Annotated in this window: 19 protein-coding genes and 1 pseudogene; 10 read left to right on the top strand and 10 right to left on the bottom strand. The window is 63.1% G+C overall.

Going from position 1 to position 19,053, the window contains the following annotated elements:
- Positions 1-2: 2 nt before the first annotated feature.
- The 4 genes and pseudogenes from EN807_RS37645 to EN807_RS17085 form a co-directional block, all read right to left on the bottom strand.
- Complete coding sequence (locus EN807_RS37645; RefSeq protein WP_348640250.1) at positions 3-539, bottom strand: DALR anticodon-binding domain-containing protein; 537 nt, start codon at positions 537-539, stop codon at positions 3-5.
- A 36-nt stretch (positions 540-575) separates the two neighbouring features.
- A pseudogene (gene glyS, locus EN807_RS17100) lies at positions 576-2,477 on the bottom strand (glycine--tRNA ligase subunit beta); the annotation flags it as partial.
- Positions 2,478-3,000: 523 nt separating this feature from the next.
- Positions 3,001-4,068, bottom strand: coding sequence for a glycine--tRNA ligase subunit alpha (locus tag EN807_RS17090; protein WP_246684233.1), 1,068 nt, complete (start codon positions 4,066-4,068; stop codon positions 3,001-3,003).
- Between the two features lie 126 nt (positions 4,069-4,194).
- Positions 4,195-5,970: a tetratricopeptide repeat protein gene (locus EN807_RS17085; protein ID WP_135935950.1), complete on the bottom strand. Its 1,776-nt coding sequence runs from the start codon at positions 5,968-5,970 to the stop codon at positions 4,195-4,197.
- 235 nt (positions 5,971-6,205) lie between these two features.
- Between EN807_RS17085 and EN807_RS17080 the strand changes: the two genes are divergently transcribed.
- The gene (locus tag EN807_RS17080) at positions 6,206-6,487 is read left to right on the top strand and encodes a hypothetical protein (protein ID WP_065010124.1); all 282 of its coding nucleotides are present in this window, start codon (positions 6,206-6,208) and stop codon (positions 6,485-6,487) included.
- A 112-nt stretch (positions 6,488-6,599) separates the two neighbouring features.
- Here the strand turns inward: EN807_RS17080 and EN807_RS17075 are convergent, their stop codons facing one another.
- Entirely contained in the window at positions 6,600-7,205 is a 606-nt protein-coding gene (locus EN807_RS17075; RefSeq protein WP_135935949.1) for a TetR/AcrR family transcriptional regulator, read from the bottom strand.
- Positions 7,206-7,308: 103 nt separating this feature from the next.
- Here EN807_RS17075 and EN807_RS36615 point away from each other — a divergent pair, with 103 nt between their 5' ends.
- Complete coding sequence (locus tag EN807_RS36615; RefSeq protein WP_246684180.1) at positions 7,309-8,064, top strand: MFS transporter; 756 nt, start codon at positions 7,309-7,311, stop codon at positions 8,062-8,064.
- The gene (locus tag EN807_RS36610; RefSeq protein WP_246684178.1) at positions 8,052-8,741 is read left to right on the top strand and encodes an MFS transporter; all 690 of its coding nucleotides are present in this window, start codon (positions 8,052-8,054) and stop codon (positions 8,739-8,741) included. Before EN807_RS36615 ends, EN807_RS36610 begins: the two co-directional genes overlap by 13 nt.
- A gap of 39 nt (positions 8,742-8,780) precedes the next feature.
- On the opposite strand, the gene EN807_RS17065 is transcribed toward EN807_RS36610, so the two are convergent.
- The gene (locus EN807_RS17065; RefSeq protein ID WP_135935948.1) at positions 8,781-9,797 is read right to left on the bottom strand and encodes a polyprenyl synthetase family protein; all 1,017 of its coding nucleotides are present in this window, start codon (positions 9,795-9,797) and stop codon (positions 8,781-8,783) included.
- 162 nt (positions 9,798-9,959) lie between these two features.
- Between EN807_RS17065 and EN807_RS17060 the strand changes: the two genes are divergently transcribed.
- The 6 genes from EN807_RS17060 (at position 9,960) to moaB (ending at position 13,675) form a co-directional block, all read left to right on the top strand.
- Positions 9,960-10,184 carry a DUF2007 domain-containing protein gene (locus tag EN807_RS17060; RefSeq protein ID WP_127319601.1) on the top strand — a complete coding sequence of 75 codons (225 nt, stop codon included), beginning with the start codon at positions 9,960-9,962 and terminating at the stop codon, positions 10,182-10,184.
- Positions 10,184-10,984: a tRNA1(Val) (adenine(37)-N6)-methyltransferase gene (locus tag EN807_RS17055; RefSeq protein ID WP_135935947.1), complete on the top strand. Its 801-nt coding sequence runs from the start codon at positions 10,184-10,186 to the stop codon at positions 10,982-10,984. Before EN807_RS17060 ends, EN807_RS17055 begins: the two co-directional genes overlap by 1 nt.
- Before the next feature lie 84 nt (positions 10,985-11,068).
- Positions 11,069-11,935, top strand: a complete 867-nt coding sequence (locus EN807_RS17050) for a S49 family peptidase (RefSeq protein WP_065006299.1) — start codon at positions 11,069-11,071, stop codon at positions 11,933-11,935.
- Between the two features lie 82 nt (positions 11,936-12,017).
- The gene (locus EN807_RS17045; RefSeq protein WP_127319597.1) at positions 12,018-12,203 is read left to right on the top strand and encodes a hypothetical protein; all 186 of its coding nucleotides are present in this window, start codon (positions 12,018-12,020) and stop codon (positions 12,201-12,203) included.
- Between the two features lie 25 nt (positions 12,204-12,228).
- Positions 12,229-13,131: a 4-(cytidine 5'-diphospho)-2-C-methyl-D-erythritol kinase gene (locus EN807_RS17040; RefSeq protein WP_135935946.1), complete on the top strand. Its 903-nt coding sequence runs from the start codon at positions 12,229-12,231 to the stop codon at positions 13,129-13,131.
- Positions 13,118-13,675: a molybdenum cofactor biosynthesis protein B gene (gene moaB, locus EN807_RS17035; protein ID WP_135935945.1), complete on the top strand. Its 558-nt coding sequence runs from the start codon at positions 13,118-13,120 to the stop codon at positions 13,673-13,675. Before EN807_RS17040 ends, moaB begins: the two co-directional genes overlap by 14 nt.
- A 32-nt stretch (positions 13,676-13,707) precedes the next feature.
- Here the strand turns inward: moaB and EN807_RS17030 are convergent, their stop codons facing one another.
- The 4 genes from EN807_RS17030 to EN807_RS17015 all read right to left on the bottom strand — a co-directional run bounded on the left by EN807_RS17030 (position 13,708) and on the right by EN807_RS17015 (position 17,635).
- On the bottom strand, positions 13,708-14,682 hold the full coding sequence (locus EN807_RS17030; protein WP_135935944.1) for a hypothetical protein: 975 nt from the start codon (positions 14,680-14,682) through the stop codon (positions 13,708-13,710).
- 259 nt (positions 14,683-14,941) lie between these two features.
- Positions 14,942-15,769, bottom strand: a complete 828-nt coding sequence (locus EN807_RS17025; RefSeq protein ID WP_135935943.1) for an MBL fold metallo-hydrolase — start codon at positions 15,767-15,769, stop codon at positions 14,942-14,944.
- Positions 15,770-15,961: 192 nt separating this feature from the next.
- Positions 15,962-16,891: a cyclase family protein gene (locus tag EN807_RS17020; RefSeq protein WP_135935942.1), complete on the bottom strand. Its 930-nt coding sequence runs from the start codon at positions 16,889-16,891 to the stop codon at positions 15,962-15,964.
- Between the two features lie 237 nt (positions 16,892-17,128).
- Positions 17,129-17,635 (bottom strand): glycosyltransferase, encoded by a 507-nt coding sequence (locus EN807_RS17015; RefSeq protein WP_095491071.1) that lies wholly within the window; start codon positions 17,633-17,635, stop codon positions 17,129-17,131.
- A gap of 151 nt (positions 17,636-17,786) precedes the next feature.
- Between EN807_RS17015 and EN807_RS17010 the strand changes: the two genes are divergently transcribed.
- Positions 17,787-18,941, top strand: a complete 1,155-nt coding sequence (locus EN807_RS17010; protein ID WP_135935941.1) for a PA0069 family radical SAM protein — start codon at positions 17,787-17,789, stop codon at positions 18,939-18,941.
- Positions 18,942-19,053 lie beyond the last annotated feature (112 nt).

Below are 19,053 nucleotides of genomic sequence, written 5' to 3'. Positions count from 1 at the left end.
CCTCAGCCGGCGATCTTCGAGAAATCCGCAACCTGGTCGGTCGCTGCCCGGATGCGTGCCAACAGTGCGAGGCGGTTGGCACGCACGGCCTGGTCCTCATCATTCACGAGAACGCGTTCAAAGAATGAATCAACCGGTTCACGCAACGCGCTAAGCGCCAGCATGGCGGCGGAAAAGTCTTCGTTTTGAATCGCTTCGCCGGCTTCTCTCTCGGCCTGATTCACCGCGGCAAACAGCGCTTTCTCGGCCTCTTCCCTGAACAGAGCCGGCTCAAAACGTTCGGCAATCGTCGTTTTCTTCTTCTCCTCGGCGGCCAGAATGTTGGCCGCACGCTTGGTGCCGGCAAGCAGGTTCCTGCCGTCCTCGGTGTCGAGGAAGGAGCCAAGTGCTTGGACGCGGCGGACGATTTGCAGGAGGTCGTCGTTCGGCGATTGGCCAATCTCCCCCCTAGAGGGGGAGATGCCCGGCAGGGCAGAGGGGGGCGCGACAGGATGAGAGGTTGGCGGGACAGCGCCCCCCTCTGTCGGCTTCGCCAACATCTCCCCCTCTAGGGGGGAGATTGGGCGCGAGCCCGCTGACAACACCGCGTCAATCAGATCGTGCCGCGCACCCTGATCGCGGAGATAGACCGTCAGGCGGTCGTGGAAGAAGGCGAGGAGATCGGCGCTAAAGGGCCGTCCCGACGCGAGATAGTTCGCCAACTGGTAAGCGCGGTCGAAGAGAGATGTCAGCGCAAGCCGGACACGATTCTCAACCAAAATCCTCACCACGCCCAGCGCCGCTCTTCTCAGCGCATAGGGATCCTTCGACCCCGTCGGCTTTTCGTCAATCGCCCAGAACCCGACGAGCGTATCGAGCTTGTCGGCGAGCGCGACGGCCACCGACACTGGATCTGTCGGTACGCGGTCGGATGGACCTTGCGGCTTGTAGTGTTCCTCAATTGCGGTGGCGACCGAGGGATGCTCGCCTTGCAGCAGCGCATATTTGCGGCCCATAGCGCCCTGCAATTCGGGGAATTCGCCGACCACCTCGGTGGTGAGATCGGCCTTGGCCAACACCGCGGCGCGCCATGCGAGTGCGGGAATCTTCCCCCTTGAGGGGGAGATGTCGCCGAAGGCGACAGAAGGGGTCGGTACGCCCTGACGCAACGCTCTATCGCGGACAGAGGATGCCGGCGCTTCACGCGGGGCGACCCCCTCTGGCCTGCCGTCTTTGCCACCACTTGGCATCTCCCCCTCAAGGCGGGAGATTGAACTCGCTACGATCGGCGCCAACTCCTCAGCAAGCCGTGCAATCCGCTCCACCCGCTCGCCTTGGGTGCCGAGTTTGGCATGGAAGGTGACGCCGAGATGGTCGAGGCGGGCCATGCGCTGGTCGAGCGGCTTTTTGAGATCGAGCCCGAACTTTTCCGCCGATACCTGCAACCGGTCGAGATCAGGCAGGTCGCTCTGGTCGGTCTTCCAGAAATAGAGCGCGTCGGACAGCCGCGCGCGCACCACCTTGCCGTTGCCGTAGGCGATCTCCTTGCCGCCATCCTTGGCCTCGATATTGGCGGTCAGGATGAAGCGGTCGGAAAGCTCTTCACCGACGCCCTGCGGCCGCGTCACGAAACACTTCTGGTTGGCGCGGATGGTCAGCCGGATCACCTCGGCCGGAATCGCGAGAAAGTCCTGCTCGAACTCGCCCATCAGCACCACAGGCCATTCAACCAGGCCTGACACTTCCTCGAGCAGCCCCTCGTCCTCGACAAGGTCGAGCCCGTTGGCGAAGGCGAGATTCCTGGCGTCGGAAAGGATGATCTCCTTGCGCCGGTCGGCGTCGAGCACGACCTTCGCCGCCTCCAGCTTGGCGGCATAGTCGTCGAAGCGGCGCACGATGATTGTGCCCGGCGCGTGAAAACGGTGGCCATAGGTGACATTGCCCGAGCGGATGCCGTCGATCTCGAAATCGACGACCACCGGCTCCTCGGTTTCCGGACCGAAGGTGCAGAGGATGGATTGCAGCGGCCGCACCCAGCGCAACGATCCGGGTTTCGCCGAGGCTGGCCCCCAGCGCATCGATTTCGGCCATGGAAAATCGCGGATGACGCCTGGAACCAACTCGGCGATGATTTCTTCCGCCACCCGGCCCGGCTTCGCAATATGGGCGACATAGAAGTCTCCCTTCTTCGGATCGGCATGGATATGCGCCTCGGCGATCGAGGAGAGACCGGCCTTGCGCAGAAAACCCTGCACCGCCTGTTCGGGAGCCTTGGTCGAGGGCCCCTTGATCTCCTCGCTGATGTCCTTCGAGCGCGCGGTCACGCCGCGAATGTCGAGCGCCAACCGGCGCGGCGTCCAATATTCGCGCGCCGCCTCATAGGTCAGCCCGGCCGCGACCAACCCGTCCGTCATCATCTTCCTGAGGTCGCCTGCAGCCTTCCGCTGCATGCGAGCGGGAATTTCCTCGGAGCGAAGTTCGAGCAACAGATCCGGCATCAGAGTTTCTCCGCCCGCATGTCATTTTCCTGTTTGCGCGTCCTCGCGCCTTCGGCGCTGCGGTCACGCGGCTGAGCAGGAATCTCTTCCGAGCGGAGTTCTAAAAGCAGGTCGGGCATTGATTGTGCTCACGCGGCAAAATGGTCCGGGCGGGGCATAGCAACTCGGCTGGCTGCTGTCACCCTTCCCCATGCAATCGGCATGTTTACCGACGATTTCCAAATATATTCCGCTGCCTGTCGGGTCGAAGCGGGGCTATCCGTCCTTGGATCACAGATTTCCATGAACCGAACGCAGCGCTGAAGCGACCAACGCTCAGGCAGAGAACTATTGGCTGAACGACCATGAAGACGGCATCGACATTCCTGCAGATCCTCGCGCTCAGCGCCTGTTTCGCGGCGCAGGCTCATGGCACGTTCACGATGCCTGGCGTTAGACAGGCGCTGCGGACGATGGCTGGTTCCAGCGGCCAAGCCGTACTGCCAATCAGCGCTTCAGTCGAAATCGCAAATTGCCTCTGGAGCTAAGCCGCCAGTCCACCTGCCTGCGTCAGCAAAAACGCCTCGCCGCAGGCTTTCGCCAGATTGCGCACCCGCAAGATGTAGCTCTGCCGCTCGGTGACGGAAATCACGCCGCGCGCGTCGAGCAGGTTGAAGACGTGGCTGGCCTTGATGCACTGGTCGTAGGCGGGGAATACCAGGCGGTGGTTCCCCTCCCCCTTGAGGGGAGGGTGGCCAGACGAAGTCTGGCCGGGAGGGGTCGCTCGGGTAGTGCTCGACGTCCTACTTGCGGTGCCTTCTGAGGCAACCCCCTCTGCCCGCTTCGCGGGCATCTCCCCCTCGAGGGGGGAGAAAGGCGCGCCGGCTTCGAGCAGCGCCTTGCACTCGGCTTCGGCGTCTTCGAAATGCCGAAGCAGCATCGCGGTGTTGGCGAATTCGAAATTGTGCCGCGAATATTCCTGCTCGGCCTGCAGGAAGACATCGCCATAGGTCACCTTGTCGGCGCCGTCGCGGCCGTTGAAGTTTAGGTCGTAGACATTGTCGACGCCCTGGACATACATGGCCAGCCGCTCCAGCCCGTAGGTAAGCTCGCCCGCCACCGGCGCGCATTCGATGCCGCAGACCTGTTGGAAATACGTGAACTGCGACACTTCCATGCCGTCGCACCAGCACTCCCAGCCCAGCCCCCAGGCGCCGAGCGTCGGGCTTTCCCAGTCGTCCTCGACGAAGCGGATGTCATGCAGAAGCGGATCGACGCCGATGGCCGCCAGCGAGCCGAGATAAAGCTCCTGCAGATTAGGCGGGTTCGGCTTCAGGATAACCTGGTATTGGTAATAGTGCTGCAGCCGGTTCGGGTTCTCGCCGTAGCGCCCGTCCTTGGGCCGGCGCGAAGGCTGCACATAGGCCGCGTTCCAGCGCTTTGGCCCGAGCGCGCGCAGCGTCGTCGCCGGATGGAATGTGCCGGCGCCGACTTCCATGTCATAGGGTTGGAGTACGACGCAGCCATAGTCGGCCCAGTAGTTATGCAAGGTCAGGATCAGCCCCTGGAACGAGCGGCTGGGATGCATATGGGCTGGGATATCAACGGTCACGGCGGCCTCGACGGAGCGGCGGGATGCGGCACCTGTTGGATGAGACCGCATGATCTTGTCCGAAAAGTCTGCAACTTTTCGGGATCAGGCTCTAGAGCGCCGCCCGCCAAGCGTCAAGGCGAAGGGTCAGCCCTTCGGCGCGGGCGCCGGTTCGGGCTTGACCTTCGGGGTTTCCTGCGCCGTGTTGGATTCGATCGGTGGCAGGCCCTTCAGCAGTTTCTGCTGTAACGCGGCGAGCACGTCGGGATCCGGCTTCAGGTCGCGGGCCTGGTTCCACTGGAAAGTGGCTTCCAGCCTGCGACCGACGCGCCAATAGGCATCGCCGAGGTGATCGTTCAGCACCGGATCTTCCGGCTTCAGCGACACGGCACGCTCCATTTCGCGCACCGCGTCATCAAACCTGCCCAGGCGGAAATAGGCCCAGCCCAGCGAATCGACGATGTAGCCGTCGCTCGGCTTGAGGTCGACGGCCTTCTGGATCATCTGAAGGCCTTCCTCGAGGTTGATGTTCATGTCCACCCAGGAATAGCCGAGATAGTTCAGAACCTGCGGCTGGTCGGGGAACAATTCCAGCGCCTTGCGGAAATTCGGCTCGGCCTTCGGCCACTCCTTCAGCCGCTCATAGGCGATGCCGCGCTGGTAGAAAATGTTCCAGTCGGCGCGGGTCGGGGTGTTCAGCATCGCTACCGCCTTGTCATAGAGACCGGCCGCGGAGCGGAAATCCTCCTTCGAGGCATAGACGCCACCGAGCGCCTGATAGGCGCGCATGTCGTCGGGATGCGCTTCGACAAGGGCTTTCAGATGGGAGATGGCCTCGTCATGGCGGTCGAGATCGGCAAGGTTGAGACCGAGCTGCAGTTCCGAAAGCTCCTTCAGCGGCGAACTGGCCGGAATGCGGCGATAGAAAGCGATGGCGCCCTCGCCGTCCTTCAACTGCTCGGAAACGGCGGCTAGCTGTACAAGGGCCGCGTCGCTGTCGGGCTTCAGTGCCAGGGCATATTGCAGATAGAGGCGGACGAACGGCTCGCCGCCACCGCGATTGAGCGCGGTGGCGAGATCAAGCAGAATTTCCGAGGCGCCATCGGACGGGCCGGCAACGAAGGGTTCGACCTTCTCGCCCTTGGTGATCCTGTCGCGAAGCGCTGATATCTCGACCTTACCGGGTGCAAATGCCTCGGCCTGATCGAGCACGGACAGCGCCTTGTCCTTGTCGCCCTTGCGGGCAAGGAAGGAGGCATAGGCCTGCGCATTGCGCATCCATGTTTCGGGCGCCGCACTACCGGTCGCGGTGTCCTGCAGGGTCGCGGCGTAGATCGCATCCGCCTTTTCGGGCAGGCCCGACGCATCCGCAATCAACGCACGATGGAAGGATTTGAAGAGGCCGAACCAGTCCGGCCCTTGCAGCCTGTCGATGGAGGCCATGGCCTCGCTGGCGTCGCCGGCGCCCTGCTTGGCCCAGCCGGTCATAATACCGGAGATCAGCCGGTCGAGATCGGATTCGAGCGAAAGCTTGAGCCAGTATTCGGCTTTGGTGAAATCCTTTTTGTTAAAGGAGCCGACGGCCAGCGCCAGGCGCGAGAACCGCTCGACGTCGGGAACCGTCTTGAGCTTGTCGGCATAGACCAGAGATTCTTCGAAGCGCCCTTGCGCGATCAGCGACAGCATCAGGCTTTGCTGCAACGAGGTATCACCGGGAGCGAACGCGAGCGCCTGCTTGTAGTAGGCGATGGCACTGTCGAGATCATTGTCGCCTTCGGCTACCCGCGCGGCAAGATAGGCTCCCGAGAACGATGTGATATTAACTGGCTCGGTGGTCTCTTTGGCCAGGGCCGGCAGACCGGAAATCGCCATGCCCGTCACAATTGCCAGCCCTGTCAGCCAGTGCGCGAATCCTTGCCGCATCGTATCCCTTTCAGTCAAAGCCATGCCCGCGTCAGCGGGATCGCCGTAGACTCGATCTTTTCCAAGCAAAGCATGGCCTTTTTGGGGTCATGCTTCAACCCGGCCCGAATTCACAATCGGGTCATGCGCTTAACAAAGCACGCTAAGGGCAGCCGACCGCGGCCGTAGATCGCACTTTGCCGGCCTAGCAGACCGCCGTGCTTGTCCTGCTGCGGCACCGGCGCCCCGATGCGCCGTGCTGGAGCCGCAACTCACCCTGCTGCCACAGATCGAACCGAACGGCATGCTACACATGGCCGGTTTCTTTCCCTCCGTCCCCATGCAGGTCAATTTCGAGCTGCTGTTTGCGCCGGTGGACCGTCAATCGAAGGTTTTCGGCCTGTCGGTCGCGCTGGGCAAGGGCGGCCCGGAGGCGCCGGCTACGGAGCCGGAACCGCCAAAGCCAGTCGTCATGCAAACACCTGACCCGCCGACGCCAGAAGTCAATCCGAAAAGATCGGCCGATAAATCCAAATGAGCAGGCGATGCTCCGTTGAAGGATCTGCGGCAAGCCGGATTTTTGTATACAGGTATCCGATATCCGCGTGCCGGACCGCGCTGCACAGTCGGCCCATCCACATGCGTGAAATTCAGGGTTTCCCCGAAGGTCTTGCGTCCAGCGACTGCATCGCGACGGTGACCAGAGCGTGTAGCCGCTCTTTCGGCACTCCGTCGCGCGCCTGCACAGAGAGACCGTGCATCAGCGTTGCGTAGTAATCGCCCAATGTTTCGGCATCCGTATCCGGCTGCAGCTCTCCGTCGCGAACGCCCTGCTTCAGCCGCTCGACAATCGATGCGGTGCGGGCTAGGCGATGCTCCGCCAGCCAGTGAAGCACACTGTCGTTTTCAACGGCGCAGTTCGTCGCGGCCGACACCACCATGCAGCCCTGCGGCCGCCCCGGCCTCGTATATGTCTCGACGGCTTCTCGCAACATCCGCTCGATGACCTGCCGGGCGGTCGGTTCCTCCGCCAGCGCCCGAGTGGCGAAGCCGCCTTCATTGGCTTCGTAAAGCGCCACCGCCTCGCGAAACAGGCTCTCCTTCGAGCCGAACGCCGCATAAATGCGCGGCGAGGCCAAACCAAGCACCGACACCAGATCGGCCATCGAGGTGCCCTCATAGCCGCGCGTCCAGAAGGCGTCGCGGGCCTTCTCCAGCGCCTGGTCCCGATCGAACTCCCTTGGCCTTCCCGCCATTGCGATCTCCATTTTTTATCAATCAACAAATAATCCGCTTGACTTCGGATTGCAAACTCAATTCTTTGCCGATCGACAAAGAATCATCGATATGGAGATTGACATGAGTTCACTCGATCAAGGTGCGCCGTTCGGCGCCGCGGCAACAGGAGGGATCGGCGCGAAGCGCGGCGCCACGCTGGCATTGCTCGCCTTCGCGCAGCTCATCATCGCACTCGACCTCAACATCGTCTTCGTGGCGTTGCCGGAAATCGGCGCGGGGCTGGGCTTTTCGGGCCAGACCCTGCAGTGGGTGGTCAGCGCCTACACCGTATTCACCGGTGGCTTCCTGCTGTTCGGCGGCCGGGCTGCCGACCTGATCGGCCAGCGGCGCGTTTTCATCTTCGCGCTTTGGCTCTACGCGCTTTCATCCCTGGTCGGCGGCCTCGCCTGGTCGCCGGAAGTCATCATCGCGGCCCGTGCGGTGCAAGGCATCGGAGCCGCGTTCCTGTTCCCAGCCACGCTCTCGCTGATCAATCGCCTGTTTGCCGAGGGGCCGGAACGCAACCGCGCGCTCGCGGTCTGGGGCGGCGCCGGAGCGAGCGGCCTGACGCTCGGCTCGCTGGCGGGAGGGCTTCTCACCAGCGCCTTCGGCTGGCCGTCCATCTTCTATGTCAACGTGCTCTTGGCTGGGGTCGCCATCGTCGCGGCTTTCGCCATCATTCCGCGTGACAGCAAGCGGCACGAACACCGCAGCTTCGATCTGCCGGGCGCGCTGACCGTCACCACCGGCGCGACCCTGCTTGTTTTCACGCTGGTTCAGGGGCCTGAATATGGCTGGGGTCGACCGCGATCATCGCCAGCGCCTTGCTGGCGGTAATTTTCCTGACCACCTTCGCGGTGATAGAGGCGAGGAGCACCGACCCGCTGATGCCGCTGCGCCTATTCCACAACCGCAGCCTCGTCGCCGGCATGACGATCACCTTCCTCTACATGGGAACATTCGGGGCGCTGCCCTACTTTCTCACAGTGCTGCTGCAGAACGTGCATGGCTTCACCGCCTTGCAGACCGGCTTGGCGTTCCTGGTGCCATCGGTCGCCATCGCGGCCGGCACGCAGGTCGGTGAACGTCTGGCAACGCGGTTTTCGACGCGTGCCACGCTGGTCGGCGGCATGGTCGTCGGCGCGATCGGGACGGCCTTGATGGTATCGGGCGCAAACGCCGACAGCAGCTATATGTCCCTCGTGCCCGGCCTGGTCATCTCGGGCGTGGGACAAGGCATCGTCTGGACTGCGATGTGGATCGCCGCCGCCTCGGGTGTTTCCCATGACGAGCAAGGTGTCGCATCGGGGATGGCCTCCACCATGCTCAATGTCGGCAATGCGATTGGCATGGCGGTGTTGATCGCGATTGCCAACCGCCATGTCGGCGAATTGACAGGTGATGCCTTGAAGATCGCTATCGCCGACGGTATCGAGGTCGCTATCTGGCTCGCTGCGGCAGGCATCGTTGTCAGCCTGCTCGCTGCAACGGTTCTTCCGGGGCAACCAAAATGACGAGCGGTCGCCGTGCCGGCCAAATATCGGCGATGTCCTTCAGTTCACCCGGCTGATGCAGAAATCGATGACGTCGACCAGCGCCGATTTCTGCGGCGTCGCTTCGAGCGGCGCCAGCGCGTCGCGGGCGATCTCGCCGAAATGGCCGGCGCGCCCGATGGTGTCGGCGATCGCGCCGTGGCGGGTCATCAATCCGATCGCCTTTTCCAGCCCGGTGTCGTCGGTGACATTGTCCTCGATGGCGCGCTTCCAGAAGGTGCGTTCGGCCTTGGTGCCGCGCCGGTAGGCGAGGATCACCGGCAGCGTCACCTTGCCTTCGCGAAAGTCGTCGCCGACATTCTTGCCCAGATCCTTGCTGGTGCCGCCATAATCCAGCGCATCGTCGATCAGCTGGAAGGCAAGGCCGAGATTCATGCCATAGGAGCGCAGCGCCGCGCGATCGTTACGCGTCGCCTGGGCGATGACTGGGCCGACCTCGGCGGCGGCCGAGAACAGGGCCGCGGTCTTGGCCTTGATCACCGCGAAATGCTCATCCTCCGTGGTTTCGAGGTTTTTGGCGGCGGCGAGCTGCATCACCTCGCCCTCGGCAATGATCGAGGCGGCGCTGGACAGGATGTCGAGCGCTTCCAGCGAACCGACATCGACCATCATGCGGAAAGCCTGGCCAAGCAGGAAATCGCCGACCAGCACGCTCGCCTGGTTGCCCCAGATCATGCGGGCGGTCTTCTTGCCGCGCCGCATGCCGCTCTCGTCGACGACATCGTCGTGGAGGAGCGTGGCGGTGTGCATGAACTCGACTGATGTGGCGAGCTTGACATGGCCCTCGCCGGAATAGCCGAACATCTGGGCTGAGGCGAGCGTCAGCATTGGCCTCAGCCGCTTGCCACCCGAAGAGATCAGATGGTTGGCAATCTCCGGGATCATCTCGACGTCAGAACCGGCCTTCGACAGGATCAATTTGTTGACGCGCCCCATATCGGTCGCCGTCAGATCGATGAGATCCTTGATGGATGCGGCTTCCCGCTTCCCGTTTTCGATGTTGAGAACGACACCCACGACAAACTCCCGTCTTAAGTCACGCGCACGACGGCACCCCGATACCGCTGCAGACTCTAGGGCGGTACCCACAGGCACGGCAAGAGGCGATTTGGCGCGGTCGAGGTGGCGGCGGGAGCCACCCACGTTTACATAGACGCTGCAACCTGCGAGTTTCGTCCGATGATAGAGCTTATCCGCACCAACGATGCCGTGATCATCTCCTTTGTCGAATCGCTGTTACGCGATGCCGGCATCGGCTGTTTCGTCGCCGACCAGAACATGAGCGTGCTCGACGGTTCGATCGGCATCTTGCCCCGGCGCATCATGGTCGAAGCCGAACAGGCCGATGCGGCCCGGCGCATCCTGACGGATGCCGGCATCGCCAATGAGATGCGCCAGAAATAATGGCCGCGGCGCGCGCCACCCTTGTCCAGGACACGCCGGCCCATACGGTCGATGCCTTCCATCGCGGGCGGTTCTGGCTGGTGCAGCCGAAACAAGCCGGCCATCGCGCCGGCATGGACGCCATGATGCTAGCGGCCTCCGTGCCGTCCTCCTTCGCCGGGCGCCTTGCCGATTTCGGCGCGGGCGCTGGCGCCGCAGGCCTGGCCGTGCTGTCGCGCTGTCCTGATGCCGAGGCCGTGCTCATCGAACGGTCTCCGGAAATGGCAGCCTTCGCCGCAACGACGCTTGCCCATCCCGGCAATGCGCATCTCAACGACCGCGCCTCGGTGCTCGCCGCCGATGTTGCGCTGTCGGGCCAAGCGCGAACAGCCACTGGGCTTGCCGACAACTCCTTCGATTTCGTCATCATGAACCCGCCCTTCAACGCCGCCGAGGATCGCGCCACGCCCGACCCTCTCAGGAAGGCGGCGCATGTCATGGAGGATCGGCTGTTCGACAGCTGGATTCGAAGTGCGGCTGCTGTGGTCAGGCCGCGCGGCGGTCTTGCCGTGATTGCCAGGCCCGATCAGCTCGGCGCCATCCTCGATGCGATATCAGGCCGCTTCGGCGACGCCGAGATGCTGGCCGTCCACCCTCGCCCCGAAGCAGCGGCGATCCGCATCGTCGTCAGGGCAATACTCGGCTCACGCGGAAAACTGTCGATCCGCCCGCCGCTCATGCTGCATGCGCAATCGGGCGACGGACCAACGGAGCGGACCGAGATGATCAACAACGGGCTGGCTTCGCTGTTCGGCGACTGAGCCTTTTCTACCAGCAAGCGGCGCGGGCATTGCCGTTGGCCGGCGAATCCCTACATGCCTTCAAGCCAATTGACCGGAGACCCCGTGAAACGCTTCCTAAACCGCCTGCTGCCGAAATCCTGGCGCTCCGACATCGTCGTTATTCCTGTTATCCGGCTGCACGGCACGATCATGCCCGGCGGCGGCCAGTTCCGGCCGAGCCTGTCGCTCGCATCCACTGCCGGCCCTATCGAGAAGGCGTTTTCCTTCGATGCGCCCGTGGTCGCCATTTCGATCAATTCGCCAGGCGGCTCGCCAGTGCAGTCGCGGCTGATCTTCAGACGCATCCGCGATCTGGCGACCGAGAAGAACAAAAAGGTTCTGGTCTTCGTCGAGGACGTGGCGGCTTCGGGCGGCTACATGATAGCGATCGCCGGCGACGAGATCTTTGCCGATCCGTCCTCCATCGTCGGTTCGATCGGCGTGGTGTCGGCCTCGTTCGGCTTTCCCGAGCTGTTGAAGAAAATCGGCGTCGAACGCCGCGTCCATACTGCCGGCCAGAACAAGGCGGTGCTCGATCCGTTCAAGCCCGAGAAGAAGGAAGATATCGAGCGGCTGAAGGCGCTGCAGCTCGATGTCCACGAGACCTTCATCGATCTCGTCAAGGACCGGCGCGGCCCCAAGCTCAAGGACGACCCGGACCTGTTCACCGGCCTGTTCTGGACCGGTAAGAAGGGGCTGGAGCTCGGCCTTGTCGATGCGCTCGGCGATATGCGCAGCGTGCTGAAGACCCGTTTCGGGCCAAAGACCCAGCTCAAACTGATCACGGCGCCGCGCGGCCTGTTCGGCCGGTTCGGCTGGTTCGGCTCGAGCAGAGCGGGTTTTTCGGCGCCCGAGATCGCCGCGGCTGCCGCAAGCAGCGTGATCGATGCGGCGGAAGAGCGCGCATTATGGGCGCGCTTCGGGCTTTGAAAAACCGGTAAAAGCGTTTAACTTGAAAGCTTGACCGACCCGACCGGCCGCCGCAGTCGGCCTTGTGAGGGAGGAGTTTGACATGCTACAGATCATTTTCTTCATCACAGTCGGCCTGCTCGCCTATTTCGGCTATCGCTCCTTCGTCAGGGAAGCCGAGCGCGTGACGGCCAAGATACGGCGCACCGAAAAGCAGGCTACCAACGGCACAATTGGCACGCTGGTCAAGGACCCGAAGACCGGCGAATACCGGCTGGCCAAGGACTGACATCATCCCCTTCGCGACCGACCCCGTGGATTCCGGCATCACTGTCCGGGCGTGGCATGCGCACGCCAAGATAAATCTCGCGCTGCACGTCACCGGCAGGCGCGCCGATGGCTATCACATGATCGAGAGCCTGGCGGTGTTCACGCGCTTCGGCGACAGGATCGAGATCGAGCTTGCCGACAGCGACGGGTTTTCCGCGTCAGGCCGATACGTCTCCGCGGTCCCGCTCGACGACAGCAACCTAGCCGTCAAAGCGCGCGACGCGCTGCGAAAGCAGGCCGGTCCGGCGCAAACGCCGTCGGTCGCCATCAGGCTCGAAAAGAACCTGCCGGTCGCATCCGGCGTCGGCGGCGGGTCGAGCGACGCCGCAACGGTGTTGCGCGGGCTCGCTGAGATATGGAGGCTGGATCTCGACGACGCCGAACTGGCGCGGATCGGCCTCTCGCTGGGCGCCGACGTTCCCATGTGCCTTGCGGCAAAGCCGCTGATTGCGCGCGGCATTGGCGACGAGCTGTCGGCCGTGCCGGGCTTTCCGGCACTCGGGCTGGTCCTCGTCAATCCCGGCACCGCCGTCTCCACGGTCGAGGTGTTCAATGCGCTTTCTGATCGCCACAATGAGGGCCTGCCGCCGCTGCCGCGCGACCTCGACTTCCACAGCATCCGCAACTGGCTGGAGATTACGCGCAACGATCTCGAGCCCGCGGCGCGGGCAATCCAACCCGCCATCGGTAAGGCTCTTTCGGTGCTCAACAAGGCTGGAGCGGGGTTCACCCGGATGTCGGGTTCCGGCGCGACCTGCTTCGGGCTGTTTGAGACTGGCAATGTCGCCAAGCGCGCGGCCGTCGATATCCGCAGACGCCATCCCGACTGGTTCGTCGCCGCGACGCGAACCATGACATCGGAGGCTGACACGCATGGCCAGGATTGACGAGAGCCGTTCCTTCATTCCCGTGCGCATCGCGGTGCTGACCGTTTCCGATACGCGCAGCCTCGCCGACGACAAATCCGGCCAGACGCTGGCCGACCGCATCGTGGAGACCGGCCATTTACTCGCCGCCCGCGACATCGTCACCGACGACCGCGAGAAAATTCGAGCCAAGGTTCTGGGCTGGTCGAGGGACGAAGCGATCGATGTCGTCATCACCACCGGCGGCACCGGCTTTACCGGTCGCGATGTGACGCCGGAGGCGCTGGAGCCGATCTTCGAAAAGCGCATGGACGGCTTTTCCGAAGTGTTCCACCGCATTTCCTACGACAAGATCGGCACTTCTACGATCCAGAGTCGGGCGACCGGCGGCGTCGTCAACGCGACCTTCGTTTTCGTGCTGCCGGGTTCGCCCGGCGCTTGCAAGGACGCCTGGGACGGCATTTTGAAGCTGCAGCTCGATTACCGGCACATGCCCTGCAACTTCGTCGAGATCATGCCGCGCCTGGACGAACATCTGCGGCGCGGCGGCACCAAGACAAGTTAGGCCAAGCTCCCAAGGCTGTTTCGGGGTCAAAATCAGCGAATAACCGGCTCGCCGTGGAACCGCCGGCGCGAGGGCGGCGAAACGCCGAAGCCGACTTCCATCATCAGCCGCGGCTTGCGCGTCGGCACTGTGCCCATGTGGAAGCCGAAAGGATCCTCGACAAAGCCCAAACCTGCCTCGCCGGTCAGCGTAATCGGGCTCTGCGCGCCGTAGACGTTCAGAACCTCTTCCGCTGGATGGCCGACGAGGAGCGTCAACTGGTGCTTGAGGGCGCGGCGGTTGTGGCTGCCGCGGACATAGACATGCGGACCAGTCTCGGCATCGACCGGATTGAGATAGAAGAAGAATTTCAGCATCCGCCAATCGTCGAGATCGAAGTGGTATTTGCCAAGCGACGCCAGGTTCTTCTCGGCGTCGGAGGCGGAGCTCGTCGGAAAGCTCCACCAGACGCGCGTGGTGATCAGCCTCGCCTGGCTGCCGAGGTAATGGGCGGCGATGTCGAGAAGCAGCTGATCGCGCTGCACGGTAAGCGCAGCATTGCAGTCGAGAATCCGCTCGAAAAAGTGGCCGCTGAGCAGGGGACGGCCGAAGTGCTTCTCGGCGTCGGCGTGCTCGCCCGGCAGGAACTCCAGCCGTCGGTCGAAATTGCCGAAGCAAGGCGTGCGCTGCGAAAAGCTGGCGATCTCCTGGTGGACCGACGACGGCAGGGCAAGCCCGGAAAAGAGGCCGTCCGAGCGGAGCGCGCCGACCACCGCATCACGATCGACGCCGGTGAACATCGTCTCCTCAGCTTTTTGTGCCGGTCGAACCGGTTTTGCGCCACGCCAATGCAACCGCCGCCCCGGCATGGTGCGCGCCAGCATGAACATCGGCAGCCATGCCGGATTCTCGCGAAGATCCGACAGATAGGTTGGAATCCGCACGGCAATGCGGCGCAGCAGGCTGCCGTTTCGAGCGATCGACTCGAGGCTTGCAGCACCGGAATTGTCAGGGCTTGAAAGGCCCATCAGGATCCTCAGTTTTGAGGGCAGCGTCGACGAAGCGTCGGCCGCTCACCGCTCAGGCGTTACCCATAACCGATCCGCCCGCATCAAAGGAATGGTAACCCCCGGTCAGATTTTGTGCAATGCACAATGAAAGGAGCTGTCGCAAACTTTCCGGCAAGCTTGACAGAGCATTAAGGCTCGTTGATTTCGCGACAGCGAGTGTTTCGAGCGAGGTGGAACGAAGAGGCCGCGCGCGGCGGAGAAGATCGCGACGAAGCGATCAAACCCCGTCGAGAATGATGATCGTCGGCCGGTCGGGCAGGGTCTTCAGCGAAACCGTCAGCGACCGGCCGGAGAGGAATTCCACCGCGAAATCGTCGCCCATCCTGCCTGTGAATTCGCTGATCGCGGTGGCATGGCGATGCATCGGCAGGATCATCGAGGAATAGAGCCGCGCGGTGATTTCGGTCATCCGGTCAAGCGACAGCGTCATGCCGCCGTCGATAGGCACCATAAGGATATCGAGCCGGCCGATGGCGCCGTAATGCGCATCCTCCAGCCGGTGGTGCAGATGGCCGAGATGGCCGATGCAGAGTCCCGCCACTTCAAAGATGAAGATGGAATTGCCGTCCTTGCCGAGATCGCCGCCATTGCGGATGTCCGTGGGCACGTTGCGGATGTAGACATCGTCCACGACAACGGCGTGGCGCGCCGGACCGCCGTCCGGATTCCAACCGCGCAGCACATATTCGATGGCGGGATCCGGATGGTCCGAATAATGGGTGCGGTGGGCCTTGTTCATGGTCACCACGCGCGGCAGCGGGTCAGCGCCGTAGACGCCGGAAAAGTCGGTGGCGATCCTGACGCCGGCGGGCGTCTCGATGATGTAGGTCGAATGGCCGGCATAGGTGATCGTAACGTCGCCGTCGACGAAAGCCTCGGCCAGCAGAGGCGTCCGCGCCTTTGGCGCTGTGAAGCTGGCATAGGTGGCCGACGGCAGCGCTTCGGCGATCGCAACGCATCTCGATGGCGGCGGCTCTTCCTGGGCCGACGCGGCGAACGGCCAGAAAGCCAGGGTCAGCAGAACGGCAGCAGATAGGCGGAGCATGACTGCCTCCCGTGGCAGGATCGGCGCTCATGCCACGATAGCGCTAGCAATTGTGATGGCTATCGTCGGGACAGTCACGTTTTCGCGAGCGCCGGAGGGGCTGGTCGTCTGGACCTTTTGTCCCGACTTACGCGACAAATCGCGCGGAATGGGACGCGCCAAGCCGGCCGCCCCCGATGATATCGCCAGCGATCAGGGCGTTGGACGGAAGACGCCATTCTCGTCGCGCTTGAGCGGTGCGGTTTGCCGGGAAAGCGGCACGCCAGGCGCTTCGATGACCGAAACGCCCTCCGTCCAGTCGGGGGGTGCAATAGCGACGTAACGCGCATAGCCGCCTGACCCGCCGAGCGGCTTGGCAAAGCCGATTGTGACCAACGCCCCGGCCTCTGGCACCTTATCGAGATTTGCAACGCCTTCTGCCTGGGTGAAATCGTTGTGAAGCAGCCAATATTCGCCCTCGAGATTGGGCGTGGTGTCGGTGTCGAGCGGCTCATGACCATGAAACAGGATCTTCCGCTCCAGATGCAGTAACTTCAGTGCGTCCAAACTGACGCCTGGAAACGGCTTCTGGTTGAAGCGGGCGGCATCGGACCATTTCTTGTACCAATCCGAACGCACGAAGACGACCGAACCCTCCGGTATGCGGCCGTGCTCCTTTTCCCACTCCTCGATGTCGGCGACCTGGAGGTGATAGCCTTCGTCAGTCTGCACCTTGCCGCTGATGTCGATCACGACGAGCGGCCGCACGGCATAAGTGGCCGGCAGGTCGCTGATCGTTGCACCGAGCGGGTTCCAGTGGGAGGGCGGATCGAGTTGCGTGCCATACTGGTCCGTCGTCAACTCGTAGGCGCTCGCGACGAACCCATGCTTGTCGTAGGTGAACTCTTCGCCGGCCTTGACGTAGCCCTCGATATCCTTGCCGGCGACAGTCGGTTTGAACTTGGCATTGGCGAAACCCGGCCATACGGGCTGCACGGGCTCGAAGGCGTGGGTCAGATCGATGTACCTGGCCGATTTGAGCGTGTTCTCATAAATCGACCAAAGGGACGACTCCTGCGCCACCGCGATCGTCGGCACTGACCAAGCGGCTGCCAGCAAGGCGATACGAACGAATACATTCATCTGCAATCTCCCCGAAATGTCGCCGAGTATCGCGAGTTTCCCGCAGCACGACAAGCATAGTGCATTCCTCCCAGGAGTGTCGCGGCAATACGGCTTCCGGCAGGCCGTTTTCCGCCCACGGTTTGCGCGCCGTCTAATCCCAGACAAGCTACCGGTCTGATAAAAAGACGACCTCGGCAAAATTTCACTTCGGCGAAGGACGCGACCTTCCCTCGCCCGCTTACCGGGAGAGAGGACCTACTTCGCCGGCGCCACCCAGATCTCGGCGTCGAGCCTCTTGGTCGCGAGGCCGCGCGCGATGGCTTCGGCGCTGCGGGCGTTTTTCGACAGGGCCGCAGCTTGACGCTTGCTGATCACCAGCCCTTCGGCCAATGCCCGGTTTCCCGAAAAGACCCGCGACAGGAACGGCACGCGGCTGCCGCGCGCCCGCGAGAACCGCGCCGGCATGGTTTGTCTGGCGGTGTGGGCGACGACCTCGTCGATCCAGCCCTCCGCCAGCCGTGCGCCCGGTTCCAGCAGCAGCAGCCAGTCGCCCTTGGCCTGTCTGATGCCGGCAGCAATGCCACCGCTCGCCACATAAAGGCAACCGGCATGTTCGGCAACGCGGTGCGTCTGGTCGGTCGAGCCGGTGTCGCAGACGATGACATCGCGCACCACGCCCTCGACCGCGCCGCCGATCAGCGAGGCGAGCGTGCGGGCAAGTCTTTCCTCGTCATTCAGGGTCTGGATGAGAACGCTGAGCATCGTTAGCCGAATAGCGGAAAGCCGGGCGCAGCGCCAGTTTTTGCGTCGCATCATAAAAATGTTCTTGATTTGTTCTAGTAAACGAAATAGGAATAATTTCATGAACAGAGCGATTCGACAGCCAGCCGACAGTCCCTGGGAGAGGGCGAAAATGGAACAGATCGTCCGTGCCGACATTGCAGCCTTCGGAGCAGGAAGAGCCGAGATGGCCAATGCGATGATCGAACAGAGCGGGATGCGCGTGCGTCCGGAGCGCAATCGCGGCCGTTCCGCGGGCATCAATCCGTCCGGGCGGTTCGAGCCGGTCAGCCGGCATGTCTTCGACGACGGCTGGAACTCGCTGGAGGAGCTGCCGCCGTTCAAGACCGAGGTGCAGGTCGAGAAGCCGCGCACCATCATCACCCGCAACGAATCACCCGATATTTCCTTCGACCGCTCGATCAACCCCTATCGTGGCTGCGAACATGGCTGCGTCTACTGTTTCGCAAGGCCTACGCATGCCTTTATGGGCCTGTCGCCGGGGCTGGATTTCGAATCGAAGCTGTTCGCCAAGCCGGATGCGGCGCGCATGCTCGACAAGGAGCTGTCGAAGGAGGGCTACCAGCCGCGCACCATCGCCATCGGCACCAACACCGATCCCTACCAGCCCATCGAGAAGCAGTACCGGATCATGCGCGAGATCCTCGAAGTGCTGGAGGTGCGCGGCCACCCGGTCGGCATCGTCACCAAATCCGCGCTGGTGACGCGCGACATCGACATCCTGTCGCGCATGGCCGAGCGCGGACTGGCCAAGGTGGCGCTATCGGTGACGACGCTCGACCGCATGCTGGCGCGCACCATGGAACCCCGCGCCTCGACGCCGACCAAGCGGCTGGAGGCGATCAGGCAGCTTTCGGATGCCGGCATTCCGGCCTCTGTCATGGTCGCACCGATCGTCCCTGGGCTGACCGACCAGGAGATGGAGCGCATCCTCGATTCAGCCTACGCGGCGGGCGCGCGTGAGGCGGGCTACGTCCTGCTGCGCCTACCGCTGGAGGTCGCGCCGATCTTCAAGGATTGGCTGCTGCGCCATTATCCCGACCGCTACCGTCACGTGATGTCGCTGATCCGCTCGATGCGCGACGGCAAGGATTACGATTCGGAATGGGGCAAGCGCATGAAAGGCTCCGGACCCTATGCCTGGCAGATCGGCCGACGCTTCGAGATCGCCGCCAAAAGGCTTGGTCTCAACGCCGAGCGGCGGTCGCTCAGGACCGACCAGTTCGTCGCCGCGGCCAAGGCAACCGAGCAACTGATGCTGCTTTGAAGACATCCTGTGCCGCCGTTGCCGGCGGCAGATGAAAGGATCCCGTCCGGCCTGTCCTGTCCCCGGGCTTGCAGACGGTGCCCTCCGGGTCCGGTGCCCCGCCCGACCCGGA

Source organism: Mesorhizobium sp. M5C.F.Ca.ET.164.01.1.1, from assembly GCF_004792125.1.
GTDB lineage: Bacteria > Pseudomonadota > Alphaproteobacteria > Rhizobiales > Rhizobiaceae > Mesorhizobium > Mesorhizobium wenxiniae.
The sequence above is the reverse complement of the archived record's forward strand: the minus strand, read 5'-3'. Positions and strand labels throughout refer to the sequence as shown.

What these genes read in the sequence shown, in the direction of transcription:
- EN807_RS37645 (WP_348640250.1), bottom strand. Translation starts at nt 539, where the DNA reads ATGTTGGCGAAGCCGACAGAGGGGGGCGCTGTCCCGCCAACCTCTCAT.
- EN807_RS17030 (WP_135935944.1), bottom strand. Translation starts at nt 14,682, where the DNA reads ATGGGCCTTTCAAGCCCTGACAATTCCGGTGCTGCAAGCCTCGAGTCG.
- EN807_RS17075 (WP_135935949.1), bottom strand. Translation starts at nt 7,205, where the DNA reads ATGGCGGGAAGGCCAAGGGAGTTCGATCGGGACCAGGCGCTGGAGAAG.
- EN807_RS17085 (WP_135935950.1), bottom strand. Translation starts at nt 5,970, where the DNA reads ATGCGGCAAGGATTCGCGCACTGGCTGACAGGGCTGGCAATTGTGACG.
- EN807_RS17045 (WP_127319597.1), top strand. Translation starts at nt 12,018, where the DNA reads ATGCTACAGATCATTTTCTTCATCACAGTCGGCCTGCTCGCCTATTTC.
- EN807_RS36615 (WP_246684180.1), top strand. Translation starts at nt 7,309, where the DNA reads ATGAGTTCACTCGATCAAGGTGCGCCGTTCGGCGCCGCGGCAACAGGA.
- EN807_RS17020 (WP_135935942.1), bottom strand. Translation starts at nt 16,891, where the DNA reads ATGAATGTATTCGTTCGTATCGCCTTGCTGGCAGCCGCTTGGTCAGTG.
- EN807_RS17055 (WP_135935947.1), top strand. Translation starts at nt 10,184, where the DNA reads ATGGCCGCGGCGCGCGCCACCCTTGTCCAGGACACGCCGGCCCATACG.
- EN807_RS17010 (WP_135935941.1), top strand. Translation starts at nt 17,787, where the DNA reads ATGGAACAGATCGTCCGTGCCGACATTGCAGCCTTCGGAGCAGGAAGA.
- EN807_RS17015 (WP_095491071.1), bottom strand. Translation starts at nt 17,635, where the DNA reads ATGCTCAGCGTTCTCATCCAGACCCTGAATGACGAGGAAAGACTTGCC.
- moaB (WP_135935945.1), top strand. Translation starts at nt 13,118, where the DNA reads ATGGCCAGGATTGACGAGAGCCGTTCCTTCATTCCCGTGCGCATCGCG.
- EN807_RS17060 (WP_127319601.1), top strand. Translation starts at nt 9,960, where the DNA reads ATGATAGAGCTTATCCGCACCAACGATGCCGTGATCATCTCCTTTGTC.
- EN807_RS17025 (WP_135935943.1), bottom strand. Translation starts at nt 15,769, where the DNA reads ATGCTCCGCCTATCTGCTGCCGTTCTGCTGACCCTGGCTTTCTGGCCG.